The 21,317-nt window shown below is 56.9% G+C and carries 23 protein-coding genes; 12 read left to right on the plus strand and 11 right to left on the minus strand.

The annotated features are described in order from the left end of the window. Positions 1–20 precede the first annotated feature (20 nt). Both MHZ89_RS18485 and envC read right to left on the minus strand, forming a co-directional pair. The gene (locus MHZ89_RS18485) at positions 21–926 is read right to left on the minus strand and encodes a divergent polysaccharide deacetylase family protein (protein WP_311784194.1); all 906 of its coding nucleotides are present in this window, start codon (positions 924–926) and stop codon (positions 21–23) included. Further along, positions 927–2,228, minus strand: a complete 1,302-nt coding sequence (gene envC, locus MHZ89_RS18490) for a murein hydrolase activator EnvC (protein WP_311784195.1) — start codon at positions 2,226–2,228, stop codon at positions 927–929. It lies immediately after the preceding gene. A 254-nt stretch (positions 2,229–2,482) separates the two neighbouring features. Between envC and MHZ89_RS18495 the strand changes: the two genes are divergently transcribed. The 5 genes from MHZ89_RS18495 to cysE all read left to right on the plus strand — a co-directional run bounded on the left by MHZ89_RS18495 (position 2,483) and on the right by cysE (position 5,599). Beyond that, the gene (locus MHZ89_RS18495) at positions 2,483–2,914 is read left to right on the plus strand and encodes a rhodanese-like domain-containing protein (protein ID WP_081137831.1); all 432 of its coding nucleotides are present in this window, start codon (positions 2,483–2,485) and stop codon (positions 2,912–2,914) included. Positions 2,915–2,934: 20 nt separating this feature from the next. Next, positions 2,935–3,189: a glutaredoxin 3 gene (gene grxC, locus MHZ89_RS18500; protein WP_033754368.1), complete on the plus strand. Its 255-nt coding sequence runs from the start codon at positions 2,935–2,937 to the stop codon at positions 3,187–3,189. Between the two features lie 37 nt (positions 3,190–3,226). Beyond that, positions 3,227–3,694 (plus strand): protein-export chaperone SecB, encoded by a 468-nt coding sequence (gene secB, locus MHZ89_RS18505; protein ID WP_311784196.1) that lies wholly within the window; start codon positions 3,227–3,229, stop codon positions 3,692–3,694. Next, entirely contained in the window at positions 3,694–4,710 is a 1,017-nt protein-coding gene (gene gpsA / locus MHZ89_RS18510) for an NAD(P)H-dependent glycerol-3-phosphate dehydrogenase (RefSeq protein WP_409373360.1), read from the plus strand. The genes secB and gpsA overlap by 1 nt, the downstream gene beginning before the upstream one ends. 67 nt (positions 4,711–4,777) lie before the next feature. After that, the gene (gene cysE / locus MHZ89_RS18515) at positions 4,778–5,599 is read left to right on the plus strand and encodes a serine O-acetyltransferase (protein ID WP_120458060.1); all 822 of its coding nucleotides are present in this window, start codon (positions 4,778–4,780) and stop codon (positions 5,597–5,599) included. Here cysE and trmL read toward each other — a convergent pair. The 3 genes from trmL to cpxR are packed head-to-tail and all read right to left on the minus strand — an operon-like array spanning position 5,596 to position 8,176. Then, entirely contained in the window at positions 5,596–6,066 is a 471-nt protein-coding gene (trmL, locus tag MHZ89_RS18520; protein WP_311784197.1) for a tRNA (uridine(34)/cytosine(34)/5-carboxymethylaminomethyluridine(34)-2'-O)-methyltransferase TrmL, read from the minus strand. The genes cysE and trmL overlap by 4 nt on opposite strands. A gap of 35 nt (positions 6,067–6,101) precedes the next feature. Beyond that, positions 6,102–7,481: an envelope stress sensor histidine kinase CpxA gene (gene cpxA, locus MHZ89_RS18525; RefSeq protein ID WP_311784198.1), complete on the minus strand. Its 1,380-nt coding sequence runs from the start codon at positions 7,479–7,481 to the stop codon at positions 6,102–6,104. Further along, positions 7,478–8,176 carry an envelope stress response regulator transcription factor CpxR gene (gene cpxR, locus MHZ89_RS18530; protein WP_120458055.1) on the minus strand — a complete coding sequence of 233 codons (699 nt, stop codon included), beginning with the start codon at positions 8,174–8,176 and terminating at the stop codon, positions 7,478–7,480. The genes cpxA and cpxR overlap by 4 nt, the downstream gene beginning before the upstream one ends. A gap of 149 nt (positions 8,177–8,325) precedes the next feature. Here cpxR and cpxP point away from each other — a divergent pair, with 149 nt between their 5' ends. The 6 genes from cpxP (at position 8,326) to MHZ89_RS18560 (ending at position 13,817) form a co-directional block, all read left to right on the plus strand. Further along, positions 8,326–8,835: a cell-envelope stress modulator CpxP gene (cpxP, locus tag MHZ89_RS18535; protein WP_311784199.1), complete on the plus strand. Its 510-nt coding sequence runs from the start codon at positions 8,326–8,328 to the stop codon at positions 8,833–8,835. Between the two features lie 509 nt (positions 8,836–9,344). After that, positions 9,345–9,524 carry a general stress protein gene (locus tag MHZ89_RS18540; protein ID WP_081137847.1) on the plus strand — a complete coding sequence of 60 codons (180 nt, stop codon included), beginning with the start codon at positions 9,345–9,347 and terminating at the stop codon, positions 9,522–9,524. A gap of 209 nt (positions 9,525–9,733) precedes the next feature. Next, positions 9,734–10,636, plus strand: coding sequence for a CDF family cation-efflux transporter FieF (gene fieF, locus MHZ89_RS18545; RefSeq protein ID WP_311784200.1), 903 nt, complete (start codon positions 9,734–9,736; stop codon positions 10,634–10,636). Positions 10,637–10,842: 206 nt separating this feature from the next. Next, entirely contained in the window at positions 10,843–11,805 is a 963-nt protein-coding gene (gene pfkA, locus MHZ89_RS18550; protein WP_033754393.1) for a 6-phosphofructokinase, read from the plus strand. 149 nt (positions 11,806–11,954) lie between these two features. Further along, positions 11,955–12,944, plus strand: coding sequence for a sulfate ABC transporter substrate-binding protein (locus MHZ89_RS18555; protein ID WP_311784201.1), 990 nt, complete (start codon positions 11,955–11,957; stop codon positions 12,942–12,944). 114 nt (positions 12,945–13,058) lie between these two features. After that, positions 13,059–13,817, plus strand: a complete 759-nt coding sequence (locus tag MHZ89_RS18560; protein ID WP_311784202.1) for a CDP-diacylglycerol diphosphatase — start codon at positions 13,059–13,061, stop codon at positions 13,815–13,817. Between the two features lie 40 nt (positions 13,818–13,857). On the opposite strand, the gene tpiA is transcribed toward MHZ89_RS18560, so the two are convergent. The 3 genes from tpiA to fpr all read right to left on the minus strand — a co-directional run bounded on the left by tpiA (position 13,858) and on the right by fpr (position 16,199). Then, positions 13,858–14,625, minus strand: coding sequence for a triose-phosphate isomerase (gene tpiA, locus MHZ89_RS18565; protein ID WP_120458045.1), 768 nt, complete (start codon positions 14,623–14,625; stop codon positions 13,858–13,860). An 83-nt stretch (positions 14,626–14,708) separates the two neighbouring features. Further along, the gene (locus MHZ89_RS18570; protein WP_311784203.1) at positions 14,709–15,335 is read right to left on the minus strand and encodes a DUF1454 family protein; all 627 of its coding nucleotides are present in this window, start codon (positions 15,333–15,335) and stop codon (positions 14,709–14,711) included. 117 nt (positions 15,336–15,452) lie between these two features. Then, positions 15,453–16,199 carry a ferredoxin--NADP(+) reductase gene (fpr, locus tag MHZ89_RS18575; RefSeq protein WP_311784295.1) on the minus strand — a complete coding sequence of 249 codons (747 nt, stop codon included), beginning with the start codon at positions 16,197–16,199 and terminating at the stop codon, positions 15,453–15,455. A gap of 289 nt (positions 16,200–16,488) precedes the next feature. Here fpr and emrD point away from each other — a divergent pair, with 289 nt between their 5' ends. Next, positions 16,489–17,679, plus strand: coding sequence for a multidrug efflux MFS transporter EmrD (emrD, locus tag MHZ89_RS18580; protein ID WP_311784204.1), 1,191 nt, complete (start codon positions 16,489–16,491; stop codon positions 17,677–17,679). Here emrD and glpX read toward each other — a convergent pair. The 3 genes from glpX to MHZ89_RS18595 all read right to left on the minus strand — a co-directional run bounded on the left by glpX (position 17,669) and on the right by MHZ89_RS18595 (position 21,229). After that, positions 17,669–18,679: a class II fructose-bisphosphatase gene (glpX, locus tag MHZ89_RS18585; protein ID WP_120458040.1), complete on the minus strand. Its 1,011-nt coding sequence runs from the start codon at positions 18,677–18,679 to the stop codon at positions 17,669–17,671. The genes emrD and glpX overlap by 11 nt on opposite strands. Positions 18,680–18,835: 156 nt before the next feature. Further along, the gene (glpK, locus tag MHZ89_RS18590) at positions 18,836–20,353 is read right to left on the minus strand and encodes a glycerol kinase GlpK (protein ID WP_311784205.1); all 1,518 of its coding nucleotides are present in this window, start codon (positions 20,351–20,353) and stop codon (positions 18,836–18,838) included. Between the two features lie 27 nt (positions 20,354–20,380). Next, positions 20,381–21,229, minus strand: a complete 849-nt coding sequence (locus MHZ89_RS18595; RefSeq protein WP_311784206.1) for an MIP/aquaporin family protein — start codon at positions 21,227–21,229, stop codon at positions 20,381–20,383. Positions 21,230–21,317: the final 88 nt, after the last annotated feature.

Raw genomic sequence — 21,317 nt, forward strand, 5'->3', positions numbered from 1 at the left:
CGGCCAAAAGAAATCGCTTGTTAGAAAAGCTCTTTTAGCCTTTGTGCGATGACGCTCTGGCTAACGCTCTCCCACACTACGCCAAGCGCTTTCGTCGCCGGAACCGGCTGCGGCTGCACCTGACATACGCCAGGCGGCTGGAAGACCGGTTTCTGCGGACGCGGTCGAGGCTGCGGCTTAACCGGAGACGTCCCGCTGTGCAGCGGCTCATTCAGCAGCTGGCTCGGACGCACCAGCGTGATATCCGCAGGCAGCGTCGGCAGCATCTGCTGCAGCACGCGCACCGTATTAGGATGTGGATGGCCAATAGCGATAGCGTAGCCGTCGCGCTGCGCCAGCTTCACCGCTCGCGCAAACTGCTGGCGAATCGCGTCAATATCCTGGCTGTCGTCCAGAAAAACGCGGCGCTTCAGCACCTTTACACGCGTGCCTTGCGCGGCGGGCACCGACTGGCTGTTGCCGATGGTCATGCTGTCGAGGAAGTAAAAATTGTACTGATTAAGCGCCTGCATCATCTTCACCATACCGGGCAGGCTGGATGTCATTTTACTGCCCATATGGTTATTCAGCCCAACGGCGTAAGGCACGTTATTGACTGCGTTGCGCAGGATGCGCGCGATCTCTTCGCTGCTCATCTCCGGCGTCAGCGTATCTTTTTCCAGCGGCTGCTTGCTGAGCGGCGCCATAGGAAGATGGATTAATACTTCATGACCGCCCTGATGCGCCTTAATCGCCATCGAACGCGCGCCGGGCGCGTCAGGCAGCACCGCGACGGAGATCGCGGCGGGCATCTGCAGCACTTTATTCTCTTCAGAAGGCCGATAGCCGAAATCGTCGATAACGATGGCGAGCTTACCCGCATGGGCGGCGCAGCTCAGTAGCAGTCCGCCGATAACGGCGGCGAGATGGGGACGTTGAAAAAACACTTACCTTCCTAACCACGGGAGTGGATTGACGGCCTGTCCCTGACGTCGGATTTCAAAATAGAGCGATGGCGTACCGCGTCCGCCGCTGGTGCCCACCAGGGCGATAGGCTGTCCGGCCTTCACCTGGGCACCCACGCTCACCAGCGCGCTCTGGTTATAGCCGTAGAGGCTCATATCGCCTTTGCCGTGTTCCAGCACGACCACCAGTCCGTAACCCTGCAACCAGTCAGCCATCAGCACGCGGCCGTCGGCTATCGCTTTAACTTCGGAACCTTCCGGCGCATCGATTACCAGCCCCTTCCAGCGCAGCTCGCCCTGCAGCTGCTCGCCGAAGCGGTGTTCGATACGTCCGCGCACCGGCCACATCGCCTGTCCGCCTGCGCGGCCAAGGCCCCCGGTACGCGCCACCAGTTCGCGCTCGCTCTGCGTCGGCTGGTAGGTAGAACCTTTGGCTTTCGCCTGCGCCTGACGCTGACGCACTTTTTCCGCCTCGCGCGCTTCTCGTGCAGCGCGCTCGCGCGCCTCGCGTTCGGCCCTGGCAATTTTGTCCTGCAGACGGCTTTCGTTCTGCCGCATCTCTACCAGATCGGCCTGATCTTTCTCCAGCGCGTTTTCCAACGCGCTCAGCGTCTTCTTACGCGCCGCGCTCGCCTGCTGCAGCTTCTCCTGCTGGCCTTGCTGCTGGGCCAGCAGCGTTTTTTGCTGCTGCTGTTTCTGCTCCAGCGACGTCTTTTGCTCGCCCAGCGTCTGGCGGGTTTTTTGCAGCGCGTCGATGCTCTGCTGACGCGCGTCGTTGAGATAGCCAAAATAGGCGAGAATACGTTCGCTGCGCTGGCTCTCTTCGCCGCCAAGCAGTAGCTGTACGCCGTTATGCTTGCCCTGACGGAACGCCGCATCAAGCTGCTGAGCCAGCAGGCTTTCCTGATGCGACTGCTGTTTTTCCAGCCGCGCTATCGAAGCGGTAAGCTGGCTGATTTCGCTGTTAAGGGCGTTCAGGCTGTTGCGGGTTTCACGCAGCTGGCGGCTCGCCTGCGCAATCACCTTTTCCTCGCTTTGCAGCTGATCGAGCAGCTTGCTGCGCGCGATTTTTTGCGCCTTAACGCTTTTCTCTTTTTCGGCGATATTTTGCTGGATGGATTTTAGCTGCGATTTGCTGTCGTCAGCGCTATGCGCAGCCACAGGCAATAACAGTACGCCCGCGCAAAGCAGGCTGAAGGAGAGAGTGGACAGGTGTGCAGGCAACGGGCGTTTCTTTCCGCTGTGACGAGTCCTTGTGGCTAAAACAGTCGCTTTTCCCTTCATAGGCCAGTGATTATTCCACGATGAACAGCCGCTTACCAGCGCAACGCCACTGGATTTCCTTTTCCAAAGATGTCGGTATTTCTCCCGATCTCGCATAAGGGTTACGTCATTTTTGCTATACGGCAATTTTTTTTAGAAAATGACGCACAAATCGTAACTCTGGCTGCTTAGCGTCTGTACATGAGAAGTGGCGCAGGTATACTCAGAACCCTTGTTTTTAGCTTAATTAGCCCGGTCTGGAGTCTTTACCCCTCATGCAAGAAATTATGCAGTTTGCAAGCAATCACACCATCCTTAGTCTGGCATGGGTCGTTTTACTGGTTCTGGTGATTGTGACCACCTTTAAAGGTATGTTTTCAAAGGTGAAAGTTATCAGCCGCGGTGAAGCAACCCGCCTGATTAACAAAGAAGAGGCGGTAGTAGTAGACGTGCGGTCGCGTGACGATTACCGCAAAGGACATATTTCTGGCGCGCTGAACGTGGCGGCGGCAGATATCAAAAAAGGCAGCTTTGGCGAGCTGGAAAAGCATAAAGCCCAGCCCATAATTGTGGTGTGCGCGACCGGTCAGAGCGCAAGCGAACCGGCTGAAAAACTGAGCGCTGCCGGCTTTAGCCAGGTGACCGTACTGAAAGACGGCATCAGCGGCTGGAGCGGAGACAACCTTCCGCTGGTACGCGGAAAATAACATCTACTGAGGTACGCAACATGGCGAATGTCGAGATTTACACCAAAGCGACCTGTCCTTTCTGCCACCGGGCGAAGGCGCTGTTGAGTCAAAAAGGTGTGTCGTTTCAGGAGATCCCTATCGACGGGAACGCCGCGAAACGCGAAGAGATGATCAAACGCAGCGGCCGCACTACAGTGCCTCAGATTTTCATTGATGCGCAGCACATTGGCGGCTGCGACGACCTTTACGCGCTGGACAGTCGTGAAGGATTAGATCCGCTACTGCAGGCGTAAGCGGCGCAGGATTTTTCAACTCACAGGACTTAGTCAGATGTCAGAACAAAACACCAACGAAATGCAATTCCAGATTCAACGCGTTTACACCAAAGACGTTTCCTTCGAAGCGCCGAACGCGCCGCAGGTTTTCCAGAAAGAGTGGGAACCGGAAGTGAAGCTGGATCTGGATACTGCGTCATCACAGCTGGCTGACGAAGTTTATGAAGTGGTGCTGCGCGTGACCGTGACCGCCAGCGTTGGCGAAGAAACCGCATTCCTGTGTGAAGTTCAGCAGGCGGGCATTTTCACCATCAGCGGCATCGAAGGCACGCAGATGGCACACTGCCTGGGCGCTTATTGCCCGAACATCCTGTTCCCGTATGCGCGCGAATGCATCACCAGCCTGGTCTCTCGCGGCACCTTCCCGCAGCTTAACCTGGCGCCGGTCAACTTTGATGCGCTGTTCATGAACTATCTGCAGCAGCAGCAAGGCGAAGGTGCCGAACCACATCAGGATGCCTGATGACTACACACGCTTCGATTAGCGTCATCGGTGCCGGCTCGTACGGCACCGCTCTGGCCATTACCTTAGCCCGCAACGGCAATCCTGTGCTGCTGTGGGGACACAATCCCGCGCATCTGGCGCAGCTGCAGGCCGAACGCTGCAACAGCGCTTTTCTTCCCGACGTGCCTTTTCCCGATAATCTTGAGCTTGAGCCTGATTTAGCCAGCGCCATTGCGGCCAGTCGCGATCTGCTGGTCGTCGTGCCAAGCCATGTATTTGGTGAGGTGCTGAGGCAGATTAAACCGCATCTGCGCCCCGAATCGCGCATCGTCTGGGCGACCAAAGGGCTGGAAAGAGAGACCGGAAGACTGTTGCAGGATGTGGCGCGTGAGATCCTGGGCGATGATACGCCGCTTGCGGTGATCTCTGGGCCGACCTTCGCCAAAGAGCTGGCTGCAGGCCTGCCGACCGCGATTGCGCTGGCGGCGACCGATGCCACCTTTGCCGAGGATCTGCAGCAAAAGCTGCACTGCGGCAAGAGCTTCCGCGTCTATAACAATCCTGATTTTATCGGCGTACAGCTTGGCGGCGCGGTGAAAAACGTTATCGCCATCGGCGCAGGCATCTCTGACGGCATCGGTTTCGGCGCGAATGCGCGTACCGCCCTGATCACGCGCGGCCTGGCAGAAATGAGCCGACTCGGCGCCGCGCTGGGTGCCGATCCCACCACCTTTATGGGCATGGCTGGCTTAGGCGATCTGGTGCTGACCTGTACCGATAATCAGTCGCGTAACCGTCGTTTCGGCCTGATGCTGGGACAGGGCGAAGAGGTCGAGAACGCGCAGCGCATTATCGGACAAGTTGTAGAAGGTTTTAAAAATACCAAAGAAGTCAGAGCGTTGGCAGCGCGTGTCGGCGTTGAAATGCCGATTACCGAGCAAATCTACCAGGTGCTCTATTGCGGAAAACCGGCGCGAGAGGCAGCATTAAGCCTGTTAGGCCGTACAAGGAAGGACGAAAACAGTACAAGCTGATGCAGGATGCGCAGCATTGTTACCTGTAGCGCCATCCAGGCGCTTTTTTTATCGGGAGAAAACCGCAATGTCGTCTGATGAGTTAGAACTGGTCTGGAACAACATCAAAGCGGAAGCGCGCGCGCTGGCCGATTGCGAGCCGATGCTGGCCAGCTTTTTTCATGCGACTTTGTTGAAGCACGAGAACCTCGGCAGCGCTCTGAGCTATATGCTGGCGAACAAGCTCTCCAATCCCATTATGCCCGCTATCGCCATTCGCGAAATCGTTGAGGAGGCCTATCGTCAGGATCCCTCAATGATCGCCTCGGCCGCGCACGATATCCAGGCGGTACGCCAGCGCGACCCGGCGGTAGATAAATACTCTACGCCGCTGCTCTATCTCAAAGGCTTCCATGCGCTGCAGGCGTATCGTATCGGCCACTGGCTCTGGAACGAAGGGCGTCGCGCGTTAGCAGTCTACCTGCAAAACCAAATCTCCGTCTCCTTTGCCGTGGATATCCATCCGGCGGCGCACATTGGTCATGGCATTATGCTTGACCATGCGACCGGCATCGTTATCGGCGAAACGGCGGTGGTGGAGAACGACGTTTCTATTCTTCAGTCGGTCACGCTTGGCGGTACCGGTAAAACCAGCGGCGATCGCCACCCGAAAATCCGTGAAGGCGTGATGATTGGCGCAGGCGCAAAAATCCTCGGCAATATCGAAGTAGGGCGCGGCGCAAAAATCGGCGCGGGCTCAGTGGTATTGCAGCCGGTGCCTCCGCATACTACCGCGGCAGGCGTACCGGCGCGCATCGTCGGCAAACCGGCGAGCGATAAACCTTCGATGGATATGGATCAACACTTCAACGGCACCGTACCGGGCTTTGAGTTTGGCGACGGGATCTAACTGAGCCGCGCGCCTGCGTAATCAAGCTGGCGCCAGGCTTCATACACCACGACCGATACCGCGTTCGACAGATTCATGCTGCGACTCTCTGCGCGCATAGGGATGCGGATTTTATGCTCTGCCGGCAGCGCGTTAAGGATTTCGGCTGGCAAGCCGCGACTTTCCGGACCAAACAGCAGATAGTCACCCGCCTGGTAGCTGACCGTGCTATGCGCTGGCGTACCCTTGGTGGTCAGCGCAAACAGCCGCTCCGGCTGCTCTACGCGCAGAAAAGCGTCGTAGCTCTCATGCTTCTTAATCGCGGTAAATTCGTGATAGTCGAGACCGGCGCGGCGCAGCCGTTTGTCATCCCAGGCGAAACCGAGCGGCTCAATCAGATGCAGGTGAAAGCCGGTATTCGCGCAGAGGCGGATAATATTGCCGGTATTAGGTGGGATTTCTGGTTCAAATAAGACGATGTTAAGCATAAGGCCCCCGATAACGAGGGCCGAAGCATAGCAAATTATTGTCGGCTGGAGGAGTAGAGCGGCAGCCAGAGCGTCAGGCGCAGGCCGCCAAGCGGGCTGTCGTCAGCTTTTACCCAGCCGCGATGCTGTTGAATCGCGGTCTCGACAATCGCCAGGCCGAGCCCCGTTCCGCCGGACTCGCGGTCTCGCGCCTCATCGGTACGGTAGAAGGGACGGAAGATCTGTTCGCGATCCTCAGGGCTGACGCCCGGACCGTCATCGTCAACGTGTACCGTCAGGCCGCTGATATCCACCGAGAAGCTGACGCTGATATGCGAGTGCGAGTAGCGCAGCGCGTTTCGCACGATGTTTTCCAGCGCGCTCTCCAGCGCATGCGGGTTGCCGTAAAGCGGCCAGGGGCCTGGCGGATAGGGCACATCAAGCTGTTTACCCATCTGCTCGGCTTCGAATTTCGCGTCTTCCAGCACGTCGTTCCAGAGCTGATTCGCCTTTATCGCCTCGCTGACCAGCGCGTTCTTGTGCTGGGTACGCGACAGCACCAGCAGATCGTTAATCATGCCGTCCAGACGCTGCGCTTCTACCTCGATTCGCTCCAGTTCTTTGCCTTCGCCGTGACGGCGGCGCAGCAGCGCTGTGGCGAGCTGCAGACGCGTCAGCGGCGTGCGCAGTTCATGGCTGATATCTGACAGCAGACGCTGTTGCGACGTCATCATTCTTTCGAGCGCGCTCACCATCTGGTTAAAGCTGGAGCCGGCGGCGAGAAATTCCTGCGGGCCAGATTCCAGTTCCGGATGCTGGCGCAAATTGCCGCTGGCGACTTCATCCGCCGCATATTTAAGCTTGCGCGCCGGACGCGCCAGGCTCCACGCCAGCCACAGCAGCAGCGGCGAGCTGATTAGCATGGTGACAATCAGCAGCAGCAACGGGCGGTCAAACAGCAGATTAATAAAATCGAGCTGCGAGCTGGTCGCCGGTCGAATCAGGTAAAGCTGATAGTTATCTTCGCCGTCGCGTACGGCAAAGGGGCCGACCATTTCGATACGGCCATATTTCTTTTTCTGAGGATGATCGGCGTTATCGGACTGCCCGATAAAGTTGCGAATTACCTGCATTTCATTATGCTGCGCGCCAATTACGCGGCCTTCGCTGGTAACCAGCAGCAAACGCTGTCCCGGTGGCGCCCATTTGTCGATGGCGCGCGAGAGTCGCCGCCACCACATCAAATCGTTGGGCGGATCCTGCGCCAGCTCCACTTCCACATGCTGTTCAATCATAGTGCCCTGTCGCTGCTCACTATCGAGCAGCGACGCCATCTGACGGGAGTCCAGCTTGGGCACCATCAACACCAGCATCAACACCAGCGCCAGAGTTAACCAGAAAATGGCGAAGATGCGGGTGGTAAGGCTGCCAATCATGAAGCTGAAACCATCAGATAGCCGCGGCCGCGCAGGGTTTTAAACCAGGGGTGGCCGTCACGGCGCTCGGGCAGTTTACGGCGCAGGTTGGAGATATGCATATCGATGGCGCGATCGAACGGCGTCAGACGCTTGCCAAGCACTTCCTGGCTCAGGTGTTCGCGTGAGACGACCTGGCCAAGATGCTGCGCCAGCAGATAGAGCAGGGTGAACTCCGTACCGGTGAGATCCAGCGTCTGGCTGTCGAAGCTGGCTTCCTGACGGCCCGGATTAAGGCGCAGGCAGTCCACTTCCAGCGTCGGCGAGCTGCTGTCGTGCTGCTGTTGCTGTTCGCTCCAGTTAGAGCGGCGCAAAATGGCGCGGATACGCGCTACCAGCTCTCGATCGTTAAAGGGCTTAGGAAGATAGTCATCCGCACCCAGTTCAAGCCCCAGCACGCGATCCAGCTCGCTACCGCGCGCGGTTAACATAATGACGGGCGTCTGATGTTGCTGGCGTAGCTCTTTTAGCGTGTCGATGCCGTTCTTTTTCGGCATCATCACATCGAGCAAAAGCAGATCGATGGAGTTGTCCAGCAGGCTCAACGCCTGTTCGCCGTCGCTGGCAACTACCACTTCAAACCCTTCCATTTCTAACAGTTCTTTAAGCAGCGAAGTCAATTCGCGATCATCGTCAACCAACAGGATTTTATTCATTTTTTATTGCCCTCCGCAGGCAAAATACCGTGTTCCTGACTCGTCAATCCAACGCTTTACGTAGTTTTACACCCCCTGACGGATGTTTGCAGCTGTCGCCGTACACTGGTTCTCGTTGAATCGTAAAACGGAACGAACTGGAGTAAACGATGCGCACAGTAACCGCCGTCGTCATTGCCTCAGCGATGGTTCTCAATCACGCCAGCGCAGGAGCAGCAGACACGACGACGATTGACGAAATGCATCACGGCGGATTGACGACAGGCAGTATGACGCAAAATCCGCAAAGCCACATGTTCGACGGCATTGATCTGACAGAAGAACAACGTCAGCAGATGCGAGACCTGATGCAGCAGGCGCGATATGAACGTTCCCCTGTCAGCATCGGCGATATCGAAAACATGCATGGGCTGATTACGGCAGACAATTTTAACGAAGCGGCTATCCGCGCTCAGGCTGAGAAAATCGCTCAGGCGCAGGTCGAACAGCATGTCGAGATGGCGCGCATTCGTAACCAGATGTACCACTTGCTAACGCCGGCGCAGCAGGCCGTATTGCAGAAGAATTACGAGCGGCGCCTCGCCGAGTTACGCAAGCTCTCAAATTTGCAGTCAGCGTCATCGCTGCAAGCAGTGAGTAGTACCAGCAGTAACCAGTAACATAGTATCCCTGTTTTCCTTGCCATAGACACCATCCCTGTCTTCCCCGCCATGATGGCGGGGTTTTTTTTGCTTTTTTGCGCGTTTCTGGCCGCTGTGTCAACCTGCGTTGAATGTTGCCATAAAGCTATTAACACTCCATTTAAGAAAGGGACTAACCCCTTAAATATTCAACTAATTGTCGGAAATATATTTTCCCGCGTCTCGTTTGTTTTTTTTTGAGTGGCTAAGTAATGTCGGGTAAATACAGGAATAAGCGAGGCGAAGAAAATAAATAAAGCGATACGGTGAATTATTTAAATATATGATAATAAGCAAATAAGTTTTACTTATATATAAAATAAACTTTAAAATCATAAGGTTATCCATTTTTGCCGTTTCTTGAATTATCTCAGGTTACCTCTACACTTAATCCTGTCGCAGCAAGGAAAGCGCACATCCCGGGAATTTAAATGGAGTGCATTAACCACATTACGTAAATCAATCTGAATATATTAACGGAGTAAGTTATGGCAGAACATCGTGGTGGTTCAGGCAATTTCGCAGATAACCCGCAGAAAGCCTCTGAAGCTGGTAAAAAAGGCGGACAAAACAGCGGCGGTAACTTCAAAAATGACCGTGAAAAAGCCTCTGAAGCGGGCAAAAAAGGCGGTCAGAACAGCCACGGCGGCGGCCGCAGCTCTTCCTGATTTTTAACGAGCTCAGCTGTAGTCGTGCATTTCCCGAGCGGGAAATGATGCCCCGTCCTCCCTGAGGACGGGGTTTGTTTTTTTATAGTGCTTTGACAGCTTTCCTCTTCCTGGTGACAGAGGATTTATGCGCAGCGACAGTCTGGATGTTAAACTTTAGCCATTCCTTTATTTCGGGTGCATGCCTGTAATGGCTCAGGGAGCAAACTATGCAACCCACCTATGCCCGTCTGGTAAAGCGCGCAGCGCTGGCGGCGACTATTCTGGCGAGCTGCCTGCTTATCGTAAAAATTTTTGCCTGGTGGTATACCGGCTCCGTCAGCCTGCTGGCTGGCCTGGTGGATTCGCTGGTGGATATCGCCGCCTCGCTGACAAACCTTCTGGTAGTGCGCTATGCGCTGCAGCCTGCTGACGCCGACCATACCTTTGGTCATGGCAAAGCGGAGTCGCTGGCGGCGCTGGCGCAGAGCATGTTTATCTCCGGCTCGGCTCTGTTCCTGTTTTTAACCGGTCTTCAGCATCTGGCTTCGCCAGGTACGCTGCGCGCGCCGCTGGTTGGGGTGATCGTCACCGTTGTGGCGCTCTGTTCGACCCTACTGCTGGTGGCGTTTCAACGCTGGGTCGTCCGCCACACGCACAGTCAGGCGATCCGCGCCGATATGCTGCATTACCAGTCCGACGTCATCATGAACGGCGCTATCCTCATCGCTCTTGCCCTGAGCAGCTATGGCTTTACGCGCGCGGATGCGCTGTTCGCGTTGGGCATCGGCGTTTTTATCTTGTACAGCGCGCTGCGTATGGGTTACGACGCCGTACAGGCGCTGCTGGATCGCGCGCTTCCTGAAGAAGAGCACAATATCATTCTGAATCTCGCACTGAACTGGCCCGGCGTAGAGGGGGTGCACGATGTGCGCACGCGCCAGTCAGGACCGACTAAATTTATACAGCTGCATCTGGAGCTGGATGACAATTTACCGCTGGTTCAGGCGCATCGCGTAGCGGATCAGGTTGAAAAGGCGCTGCGTAAGCGATTCCCCGGCTCGGACGTGATTATTCACCAGGATCCCTGCTCGGTAGTGGCAATCGAACAGCAAGATTCACCGGGCTTTTAACCTGATTGAATCAGTTTTATCTATTTAAAATGACGAAGCGCTAACATATATGCAAAAAATTTAGTGAAAACTTGTCTGACCTGAATCAATTCAGCAGCAAGCCTTTGATATACTATCTGCCATCACGGGTCGCGCATAACGATATGCCGCTTAGCGGCGCACGACAGGCAGGATTAACTTTTCGTTTTAACAATCCAGAGGTTGTCATGATCAAAAAAATTGGTGTATTGACCAGCGGCGGCGACGCCCCCGGCATGAACGCAGCCATTCGCGGCGTTGTGCGATCAGCGCTGAGCGAAGGACTGGAAGTTTTTGGTATCTATGACGGCTATCTGGGACTGTATGAAGACCGTATGATTAATCTCGACCGCTATAGCGTGTCTGACATGATTAACCGCGGCGGCACCTTTCTGGGATCGGCGCGCTTTCCGGAATTCCGTAACGACGAAGTCCGCCAGGTCGCGATTGAGAATATGAAAAAGCGCGGCATCGATGCGCTGGTCGTCATCGGCGGCGACGGCTCCTATATGGGCGCGAAGCGCCTGACTGAAATGGGCTTCCCCTGTATCGGCCTGCCTGGCACCATTGATAACGATGTAGCGGGTACTGACTATACCATCGGCTACTTCACCGCGCTGGAGACCGTGGTCGAAGCGATCGACCGTCTGCGCGATACCTCTTCTTCGCATCAGCGTATCTCTATTGTCGAAGTGATGGGACGCTACTGCGGCGACCTGACGCTGGCTGCGGCAATTGCGGGCGGCTGCGAATTTATCGTGCTGCCGGAAATTCCGTACACCCGCGAAGAGCTGGTAATGGAGATTAAAGCGGGCATCGCGAAAGGCAAAAAACACGCGATTGTGGCGATCACAGAGCATATCTGCGATATCGACGATCTGGCGAAGTACATCGAAGCGGAAACCAAACGCGAAACGCGCGCTACTGTGCTCGGCCATATTCAGCGCGGCGGCGCGCCTTGCGCTTACGACCGTATCCTGGCATCGCGTATGGGCGCCTATGCAATTGAACTGCTGCTGCAGGGCTACGGCGGTCGCTGCGTCGGTATCCAGAACGAGAAGATGGTGCATCACGATATTATCGACGCTATCGAAAATATGAAGCGTCCGTTTAAGCGCGACTGGCTGGAAACGGCGAAGAAGCTCTACTGATTTACAGACAATTTCAGGCGTGTTCTACAGGCACGCCTTTATTTTAGCTGTCTATATTCCAGCCGGTTATAACTGCTTATTTTTAATTCTTTTAGCTCTAAAATGGTTTATGTCACGCTACCGGCCAGATGAGATCGGGAGCGTGCATAATGAAAAAGTGGAGTATCGGAATTACCCTTCTGCTGGCCTCAGCCAGCGTTCTGGCAAAGGATTACCAGCTGCTAAACGTCTCTTACGATCCGACGCGCGAGCTGTACGAGCAGTACAATAAGGCCTTCGCCGCGCACTATAAGCAAGAAACCGGCGATAACGTCGTGATCCGCCAGTCCCACGGCGGCTCAGGCAAACAGGCGACTTCCGTAATTAACGGCATTCGCGCCGATGTCGTTACGCTGGCGCTGCAGTCCGACGTCGATGCCATCGCCGAACGCGGCCGTATCGATAAGAACTGGATCAAACGTCTGCCGGACAACTCCGCACCTTACACCTCCACCATTGTCTTCCTGGTGCGTAAAGGCAATCCGAAAGGCATTCACGACTGGCCAGATTTGATCAAGCCAGGCGTTTCAGTTATCACGCCGAACCCGAAAACCTCAGGCGGCGCGCGCTGGAACTATCTGGCCGCATGGGGCTGGGCGCTGGATCAAAACAACGGCGATCAGGCGAAAGCGCTGGCTTACGTAAAAGCGCTGTTTAAAAACGTCGAGGTTCAGGACTCTGGCGCGCGAGGCGCGACTAACACCTTCGTAGAGCGCGGCATTGGCGACGTGCTGATCGCCTGGGAAAACGAAGCTTACCTGGCGGTTGATAAGCTGGGTAAAGACAAATTTGAAATCGTCACGCCGAGCGAATCTATTCTGGCCGAGCCGACCATTTCCGTAGTCGATAAGGTGGTAGACGGGCAGGGCACGCGCAAAGTTGCAGAGGCCTACCTGAAGTACCTCTACTCGCCGGAAGGCCAGACCATTGCGGCGCAGAACTTCTATCGCCCGCGTGATGCGGAAGTAGCGAAGAAATTCGCCAGTACCTTCGCGCCGGTGAAGCTGTTCACCATCGACAATAAGTTCGGCGGCTGGACGCAGGCGCAGAAAACGCACTTCGCCGATGGCGGCACCTACGATCAGGTGATGAAGCCTTAACCGTAAAAATGCAGTAAGGGGGGCCAGCCAGCAAGCTGGCCCTTTTTATTTGTGCGTGACATTCGGCGGCGGCCAGGCGAGGATTCGGGCAAAAGCTGAAAGAGGAACATTGCTATGCGGGAACGTCGCCGTGCGCTGGGCCTGATTGCACTGCTGCTGTTGCTCCTTATAAGCGGCTTAGCGATCGCCGCTCTCCACCTGCATAAAAACAGCGATGCGCTGTGGCAGATCGTCAGCGAAAAATGCGAGCCGAATCAGCGCGCAACGGGCAGCCCCGCGCCCTGCCAGCGCGTCGCGCTCGATCAGGGCTATGCGCTGCTAAAAGATCTGAACGGGCCGCTGCAGTATCTGCTGATCCCGCTGGCGAAAATCACCGGCATGGAAAGTCCGGCGCTGCTGGATCCCGCCACGCCCAACTTTTTCGCTTTCGCCTGGCAGTCGCGCGCACAGCTGGCGGCGCGGCGCGGCGCGCCCATCGCAGACAGTGCGCTGTCGCTGGCAATTAACGCTCAGTATGGCCGCACCCAGAATCAGCTGCATATTCATATTTCCTGCCTGCGTCCCGATGTGCGCCGCACGCTGGACAGCCTTGCGCCTGCGCTATCCAGCCGCTGGCAAACGGAAAGGCTGCGTCAGCACGATTACCTGATACGCACGCTAACGCTGCCGGAGCTGACGCAGCAGAGCCTGTTTATCCGCGTGGCAAATGAAATTCCTGATGCGCGCAGCGAGATGGGCAAATATGGCCTGGCGCTGGCGGCACTGCCGGACGGGCGTCTGGCGCTGATGGCGCTTGAGCGCAACTGGCTGTTGCTAAACCGGGGATCGGCGGAGGAGTTGCAGGACCACAGCTGCGAGATTTTACGGCAATAAAAAAGGCGGCCTGCAGGCCGCCTTTATTACTTAGCTGACATTACGCTTTTTTCGCTTCTGCCGCTGCTTTAACGATAACGGCGAAGGCATCAGCCTTCAGCGAGGCGCCGCCTACCAGCGCGCCGTCGATATCCGGCTGGGTAAAGAGTTCAGCCGCGTTCTTGTCGTTAACAGAACCGCCGTACTGAATGATCACCTGCTCGGCGACCGCAGCGTCTTTCTTCGCGATGTGCTGACGAATAAACTTGTGTACCGCCTGCGCCTGCGCCGGGGTAGCTGATTTGCCTGTGCCGATAGCCCAGACCGGCTCATAGGCGATAACAACGCCGTTAAAGGCTTCTGCGCCCTGGGTTTCCAGCACCGCGTCGATCTGACGCGCGCACACTTCTTCAGTCTGGCCCGCTTCGTTTTCCGCTTCGGTTTCACCAATGCACAGCACCGGCACCAGGCCAGCCGCTTTCAGCACGGCGAATTTCTTCGCGATGAACTCGTCGCTCTCTTTGTGGTAAGTACGACGCTCAGAGTGACCGATAATGATATATTTCGCGCCGATGTCTTTCAGCATTTCCGCGGAGGTTTCGCCGGTAAAAGCGCCGGACAGGTTTACGTCGACGTTCTGCGCGCCAAGGGCAATATGGCTGCCGGAGATGGCATGTTTCGCCTGGTCGAGATAGATAGCCGGCGGTGCGATCGCGACGCCGCAGCCGTCAACGCCGGAAAGCGCTTTGCGCAGGCCTTCGATCAGCTCGCCCGTCATCTGCTTGCTGCCATTCAGTTTCCAGTTACCCATAACCAATGGATGTCGCATTCTATCCTCCGCGTTACGCGATTCATTAAATTGCACTGCCGTCAGGCAGCGTAGACTGCCAGACAGTATAGAGATCTCTCAGGTCAATGGCTTTGCTTTTCGTCATTTTTGCCGCCCTGATCGACAGGCGGCAGCGTGAGTTTTATCGGCTCAATGGCGAAGGTCAGCCCCTTGTCGCCGTTATCCGCTACGACGAAACGCAGCGCGCCTTCGGTGCGGGAAAAATAGCGCGCGCCTTTGCCCTCGCTCAGTAGCGCGTTCAGCTTTTGTCGCGCCTCCTCCGGCGAGAGACCGGAAACAAAAAAGCGCAGCAACGCGGTCATATAAGCCATCGCTTTCTCCTGTGAGGCTTTCTGATCCGGTCCCGGCACCGGCAGCCAGGTCAGCTGGAGCGTTTTCACTTTCCCGGTACCCTGTTCCAGTGCGGTGGAGGCGTAAAGCGTTTCGCTGATTTTACTCGCCGCGCGCGTCAGGTGGCTGCTGTCGTTTTTGTTGTCGATGGCGCGATACTCCATCAGCGGCAGGTCAGCGTTAGCGGCGTTATACCTTTCGCGGAACTGGCCGATGGTCATATCAAAGGTAGGCGCGCCCGCCAGCAAATAGGGCGCGGCAGGCACGGACTCGCTACGCTCGCGCAGCGGGAGATCGGCAGCGAACGCCGAAGCCGTAAGCGCAAGACTCAGCAACAATGCGCCAGGCAAATTCTTCATTTCGTAGGCTCTACCAGTAAACTTAGTGCCAAATTAGAACGGTTTTTATCTGCTAAAGTCAAAAGCACAACGGGCAAAATTTGCCCTTAGATAAGATTTACCGCATCGCAGCACCGCTTACCAGTAGTGCTCACTGGTGATATGTCCCGGTTTACGCTTCAGATGCTTGCGCATGTCACGCGTCTCTTTCAGCAGCTGCTGGGTATCGCGCACCATCTGCGGGTTGCCGCACAGCATAATATGACCCGATTCCGGCTCTATCGGCAGACCTACCGCGCGCTCCAGTTCGCCGCTCTCTATCAGCGCCGGCACGCGGCCGGTCAGCGAGCCGGTGGCGTTTTCACGGCTCACTACCGTCTGAATACGCAGCTTGCCGTTATAGATCTGCTGCAGTGACTGCATCAGCGGCAGGTAGCTGAGATCCGCGGCGTAGCGCACCGCGTGCACCAGCACGATATGGTCGAAGCGATCCAGGCCTTCGCCCTGTTGCAGAATAGAGAGATAGGGGCCAATCGCCGTACCGGTAGCCAGCATCCATAAGGTTTTACACGGCGGGATCTCATCCAGTACAAAAAAGCCGGCGGCCTCCTTTGTCACCATTACAGTGTCGCCTGGCTTAAGCGCCTGCAGACGCGGGCTCAGCTTGCCCTCCGGCACAGTGACCAGATAGAACTCCAGCAGCGGATCGCTGGGCGCGTTAACGTAAGAGTAAGCGCGCTGCACGCGTTCGCCGTCTATCTCCAGCGCCAGCTTAGCGAACTGTCCGGCGGTGAAAGTATCGATCGGTGCGTGCACCCGCAGACTGAACAGCGCATCTGTCCAGTTTTTCACTTCCTTTACTTGCGCATTGACCCATTCGGCCATCATTACTCTCCTGGTCGTTGATTTTTCAGGCACAGAGATATCATCGCGGCTGCTCGATGGATTTTCCACCCGCGCGCCGGTTTTTAGGCTCTAATCGACAAATGCACCGCACGCCTCAACACGCCGTTGCCCTGGATTGACAGGGTGGTACGAAAACTTGACGCGCCTTCTTCTGCAGCTTTACGCCCGCCTCTCGATTTGTCACGTAATCCTGATATTTTGCCCGTCATTATCTCAATGCAGCGCGTTTTGCTGCTGAATTAACCTTATTTCCCAGACCGAGATGTCGATGAAGAAGATGGAAAATCGGCCGCTGCTGCTGATGTTGATTTTAATGCTGGCGGTTGGGCAGATGGCGCAAACTATCTATGTACCGGCGATGGCTGACATGGCGGACGCGCTTAACGTGCACAACGGCACAATGCAGCGCGTGATGGCGGCCTATCTGATGACCTATGGCGGATCGCAGCTGATCTATGGCCCGCTTTCCGACAGCATTGGACGCCGTCCGGTGATCCTCGCTGGCATGACGATCTTTATGATCGGCGCCGTGACCTCTATGCTGGCGCCGTCGCTGAACGTGCTGGTGCTGGGCAGCGCCATCCAGGGACTGGGCACCGGCGTGGCGGGCGTGATGGCGCGCACCATGCCGCGCGATCTCTATGCGGGCGTTGCGCTGCGTCAGGCTAACAGCCTGCTCAATATGGGGCTGCTGGTCAGCCCGCTGCTCGCGCCGGTCATCGGCGCGCTGCTGACGAAGCTGTTCGGCTGGCACGCCTGTTTCGCCTTTTTACTGCTGCTCTGCGTCACAGTAACGGGCGCGATGGCGCGCTGGCTGCCGGAAACGCGGCCGCAAGGCGGTGACGTAACGCCCTTTTTCCGCCGCTACCAGCGTCTTCTGAGCGACGCCAGCTTCGTGCGCTTTATTCTGCTGCTTATCGGCGCGCTGGCGGGGATTGCGGTATTTGAAGCGAGCTGCGGCGTGCTGTTGGGTGGGGTCCTCGGACTGGATGCGTTCACCGTCAGTATTCTGTTTATTCTGCCTATTCCCGCCGCCTTTTTCGGCGCGTGGTTTGCCGGACGCGAGGCGCGCTCATGGCACAGCCTGATGTGGACCGGCGTCAACAGCTGTCTGCTGGCCGGGGCGCTGATGTGGATCCCGGCGTGGTTCGGCGTAATGAATATCTGGACGCTGCTGGTGCCCGCTGCGCTCTTCTTTTTCGGCGCGGGCATGCTGTTTCCGCTGGCGACCTCAGGCGCGATGGAGCCCTACGCGTGGCTGGCGGGTAGTGCAGGCGCGCTGATTGGCGGTTTGCAGAATCTGGGCTCAGGCGTGGTGGCATGGGCGTCCGCACTGCTGCCGCAGCGCGACCAGTTCAGCCTGGGCATGTTAATGTTTGCTACCGCGCTGGTGATGCTGCTCTGCTGGCTGCCGCTGTCGCGGCAGCCGGAGAGTCAAAGCGGTACGGTTACAGGATAAAAGGGTGCAGCGCCGCGTCTTTGCGATCCAGGTAGTGGATCGACTGAATGCGGCGGATAGTGCGCGATTTACCACGAATCAGCAGCGTTTCGCTGGTGGCGATATTGCCCTGACGCGTAATGCCTTTCAGCAGGTCGCCGCTGGTAATGCCGGTGGCTGCGAAGATAACGTTATCGTTGCGCGCCATACGCGCCAGCGGTAACACTTCGCCCGCCTTAATCCCCATCTCGTCGCAGCGCGCCAGCTCCTGCTCGCCGATGCGGCGATTCTCTTCGCTCTCGCCTTTGACCTGATGACGCGGCAGCAGGCGGCCCTGCATATCGCCATCCAGCGCGCGGATCACCGCCGCCGACACCACGCCCTCTGGCGCGCCGCCGATGCCGTAGAGCACGTCGACTTCGCTGTCAGGCATACAGGTAAGGATAGAGGCCGCCACGTCGCCGTCCGGGAACGCAAACACGCGTACGCCAAGCTGTTGCAGCTGCGCGATGATCGCGTCGTGGCGCGGTTTCGCCAGAATAGAAACCGTCAGCTGCGCCAGCGGTTTATCCAGCGCCGTCGCGATATTACGCAGATTGGTCTCCAGCGGCAGGTTGAGATCGATATGACCCCTCGCCGCCGGGCCGACAATCAGCTTTTCCATATACATATCCGGCGCGTGCAGAAAACTGCCTTTGTCGCCGACCGCCAGCACCGCCAGCGCGTTAGCCTGGCCCATCGCAGTCATGCGCGTGCCTTCGATCGGATCGACTGCGATATCTACCGCGTCGCCGCGACCGCTGCCGACCTTTTCGCCGATATAGAGCATCGGCGCTTCATCGATTTCCCCTTCGCCGATCACAATCTGGCCGTCGATATCAATGGTGTTCAGGACGTGTCGCATAGCGTGGACAGCGGCGCCGTCGGCGCTGTTTTTGTCGCCGCGGCCCAGCCAGCGATAGCCAGCTAAGGCTGCCGCTTCGGTCACGCGGGAAAATTCTATGGCAAGTTCTCGTTTCATGGCCTGCACCTGATGAAAAAGGGCAGTGTAGCATAGCGGGGAAGGGCAAAAAAAAGCCCGCGATAGGGTCGCGGGCGCAGAGTGCTCAGAGAGCGTGTCGGCGAAAGGCCGTGGTCAGCGAGTAAAACATCCCGCGTAAGGACGCGGGACGGTGCATTACTCGTCGTGTTCTTCCCACGCCTGCGCGCGAGCCACAGCTTTTCTCCAGCCGGCGTAACGAACGTTGCGCTCAGTGGTCTCGATGCTTGGGCGGAATTCACGTTCGATAACCGCCTTGGCGCGAACCTCTTCCAGGTCGCCCCAGAAGCCCACAGCCAGCCCCGCCAGATAGGCGGCGCCCAGCGCGGTAACTTCACGCACTTCCGGACGCTCTACGCGCGTGCCGAGAATGTCGGACTGGAACTGCATCAGGAAGTTGTTCGCTACCGCGCCGCCATCCACGCGCAGCGACTGCAGGCGTGTATTGGCGTCGTTCTGCATCGCTTCCAGCACGTCGCGCGTCTGATAGGCGATAGACTCCAGCGTGGCGCGAATAATGTGGTTAGCATTAGCGCCGCGCGTCAGGCCGAAAATCGCGCCGCGTGCATAGGGATCCCAGTAGGGCGCGCCCAGACCGGTAAAGGCGGGAACCATATAGACGCCGTTGGTATCTTTAACCTTAAGAGCGAAGTATTCAGAGTCAGTAGAGTCGCTGATCAGCTTCATCTCGTCACGCAGCCACTGAATAGAGGCGCCGCCGATAAACACTGCGCCTTCCAGCGCATAGTTCACTTCGCCGCGCGGGCCACAGGCGATGGTGGTCAGCAGGCCATGCGATGAAGTTACCGCTTCTGTGCCGGTGTTCATCAGCATAAAGCAGCCGGTGCCGTAGGTGTTTTTCGCCATGCCCGGCTGAACGCAGAGTTGGCCGTAGAGCGCCGCCTGCTGGTCGCCTGCGATACCAGCGATAGGAATACGCGTACCGCCTTTACCGCCGATGTTGGTCTGGCCGTAAACTTCTGAAGAGCCTTTCACTTCCGGCAGCATTTCACGCGGAATGTCGAGGATCTCCAGCATACGCTGATCCCATTCCAGCTTGTGAATGTTGTACATCATGGTACGCGAGGCGTTGGTGTGATCGGTAATATGCACGCGGCCCTGGGTCATTTTCCACACCAGCCAGGTATCCACGGTGCCGAACAGCAGCTCGCCGCGCTTCGCACGTTCACGCGCGCCTTCTACATGATCGAGGATCCATTTAACCTTGGTGCCGGAGAAGTAGGGGTTAATCACCAGGCCGGTGGTGTGCTGGATATACTCTTCCAGACCCTCTTTTTTCAGCTTATTGCAGTAGTCCGCGGTGCGCGGATCCTGCCACACGATAGCGTTATAGATCGGCTTGCCGGTCTCTTTGTCCCAGACGATGGCAGTTTCACGCTGGTTGGTGATGCCGATTGCGGCGATCTCATCAGAACGGATGTCGGCGTGCGCCAGCACCTCTACCAGCGTAGAGCTCTGGGATGCCCAGATATCCATCGGGTCATGTTCAACCCAGCCGGCTTTAGGGTAGATCTGGGTAAATTCACGCTGCGATACCGCAACGATATTGGCGTCATGATCCAGCACAACGGCGCGTGAGCTGGTGGTGCCCTGGTCGAGCGCAACAATATATTTTTTATCAGTAGTCGTTGTCATAATGCATTCCCGATGAAAAGGTGAAACTTACGCTTTACGCTGCTCAGCGCGTGCGACCGGTTTTTCTGATTTGCTGCTGGCCACTACTGCGCCCGGCAGATGGCGACCAATCAGTGCGCGATAGGAGAAGGCGCCCAGGCAGGCTCCCACTAACGGGCCAAAGATCGGTACCAGGAAGTAGGGGATATCTTTACCGCCCGTGAAGGCAACGTTACCCCAACCAGCGAAGAAGGCGAACAGCTTGGGTCCGAAATCACGCGCCGGGTTAAGGGCGAAGCCGGTCAGCGGGCCCATGGAACCGCCGATAACGGCTACCAGCAGACCGATCAACAGCGGCGCCAGCGGACCGCGAGGTACGCCGTTGCCATCGTCGGTCAGCGCCATGATCACCGCCATCAATACTGCTGTAATCACCATTTCAACCAGAAACGCCTGTCCCACGCTGATATGCGGGTTAGGGTAGGTTGAGAAGATACCGGCGAGATCCAGGCTCTGAACCGTACCGCGCACCATCTGGTGACTCTGCTCGTAATCGAAAAACAGATTGTAATAAAGGCCGTAAACCAGCGCGGCTGCGCAGAATGCGCCTGCGACCTGCGCCAGAATATAGGGAACCACCTTACGCCCTTCAAAGTTGGCGAACAGACAAAGCGCCACCGTGACGGCAGGGTTAAGATGAGCGCCAGATACGCCGGCGGTAAGGTAAACGGCCATGGAGACGGCAAGTCCCCAGACAATGCATATTTCCCATTGTCCGAAGGCGGCACCAGCGACTTTCAGCGCGGCCACGCAGCCTGCGCCAAAAAAGATAATTAAGCCGGTCCCAATAAATTCGGCGATGCACTGCCCTTTCAGTGTGTTTGTTGTCTGACTCATAATGGTATTCCTGAAGCGAGGTTAAATTTTATCAGTTTTTGTTCTCAATCCATGAGCCACCCAGCTCTCTTGTAGGGCTGATGTGAAT

This window comes from Pantoea sp. ACRSB, from assembly GCF_022346905.1.
GTDB classification, from domain to species: domain Bacteria; phylum Pseudomonadota; class Gammaproteobacteria; order Enterobacterales; family Enterobacteriaceae; genus Pantoea; species Pantoea piersonii.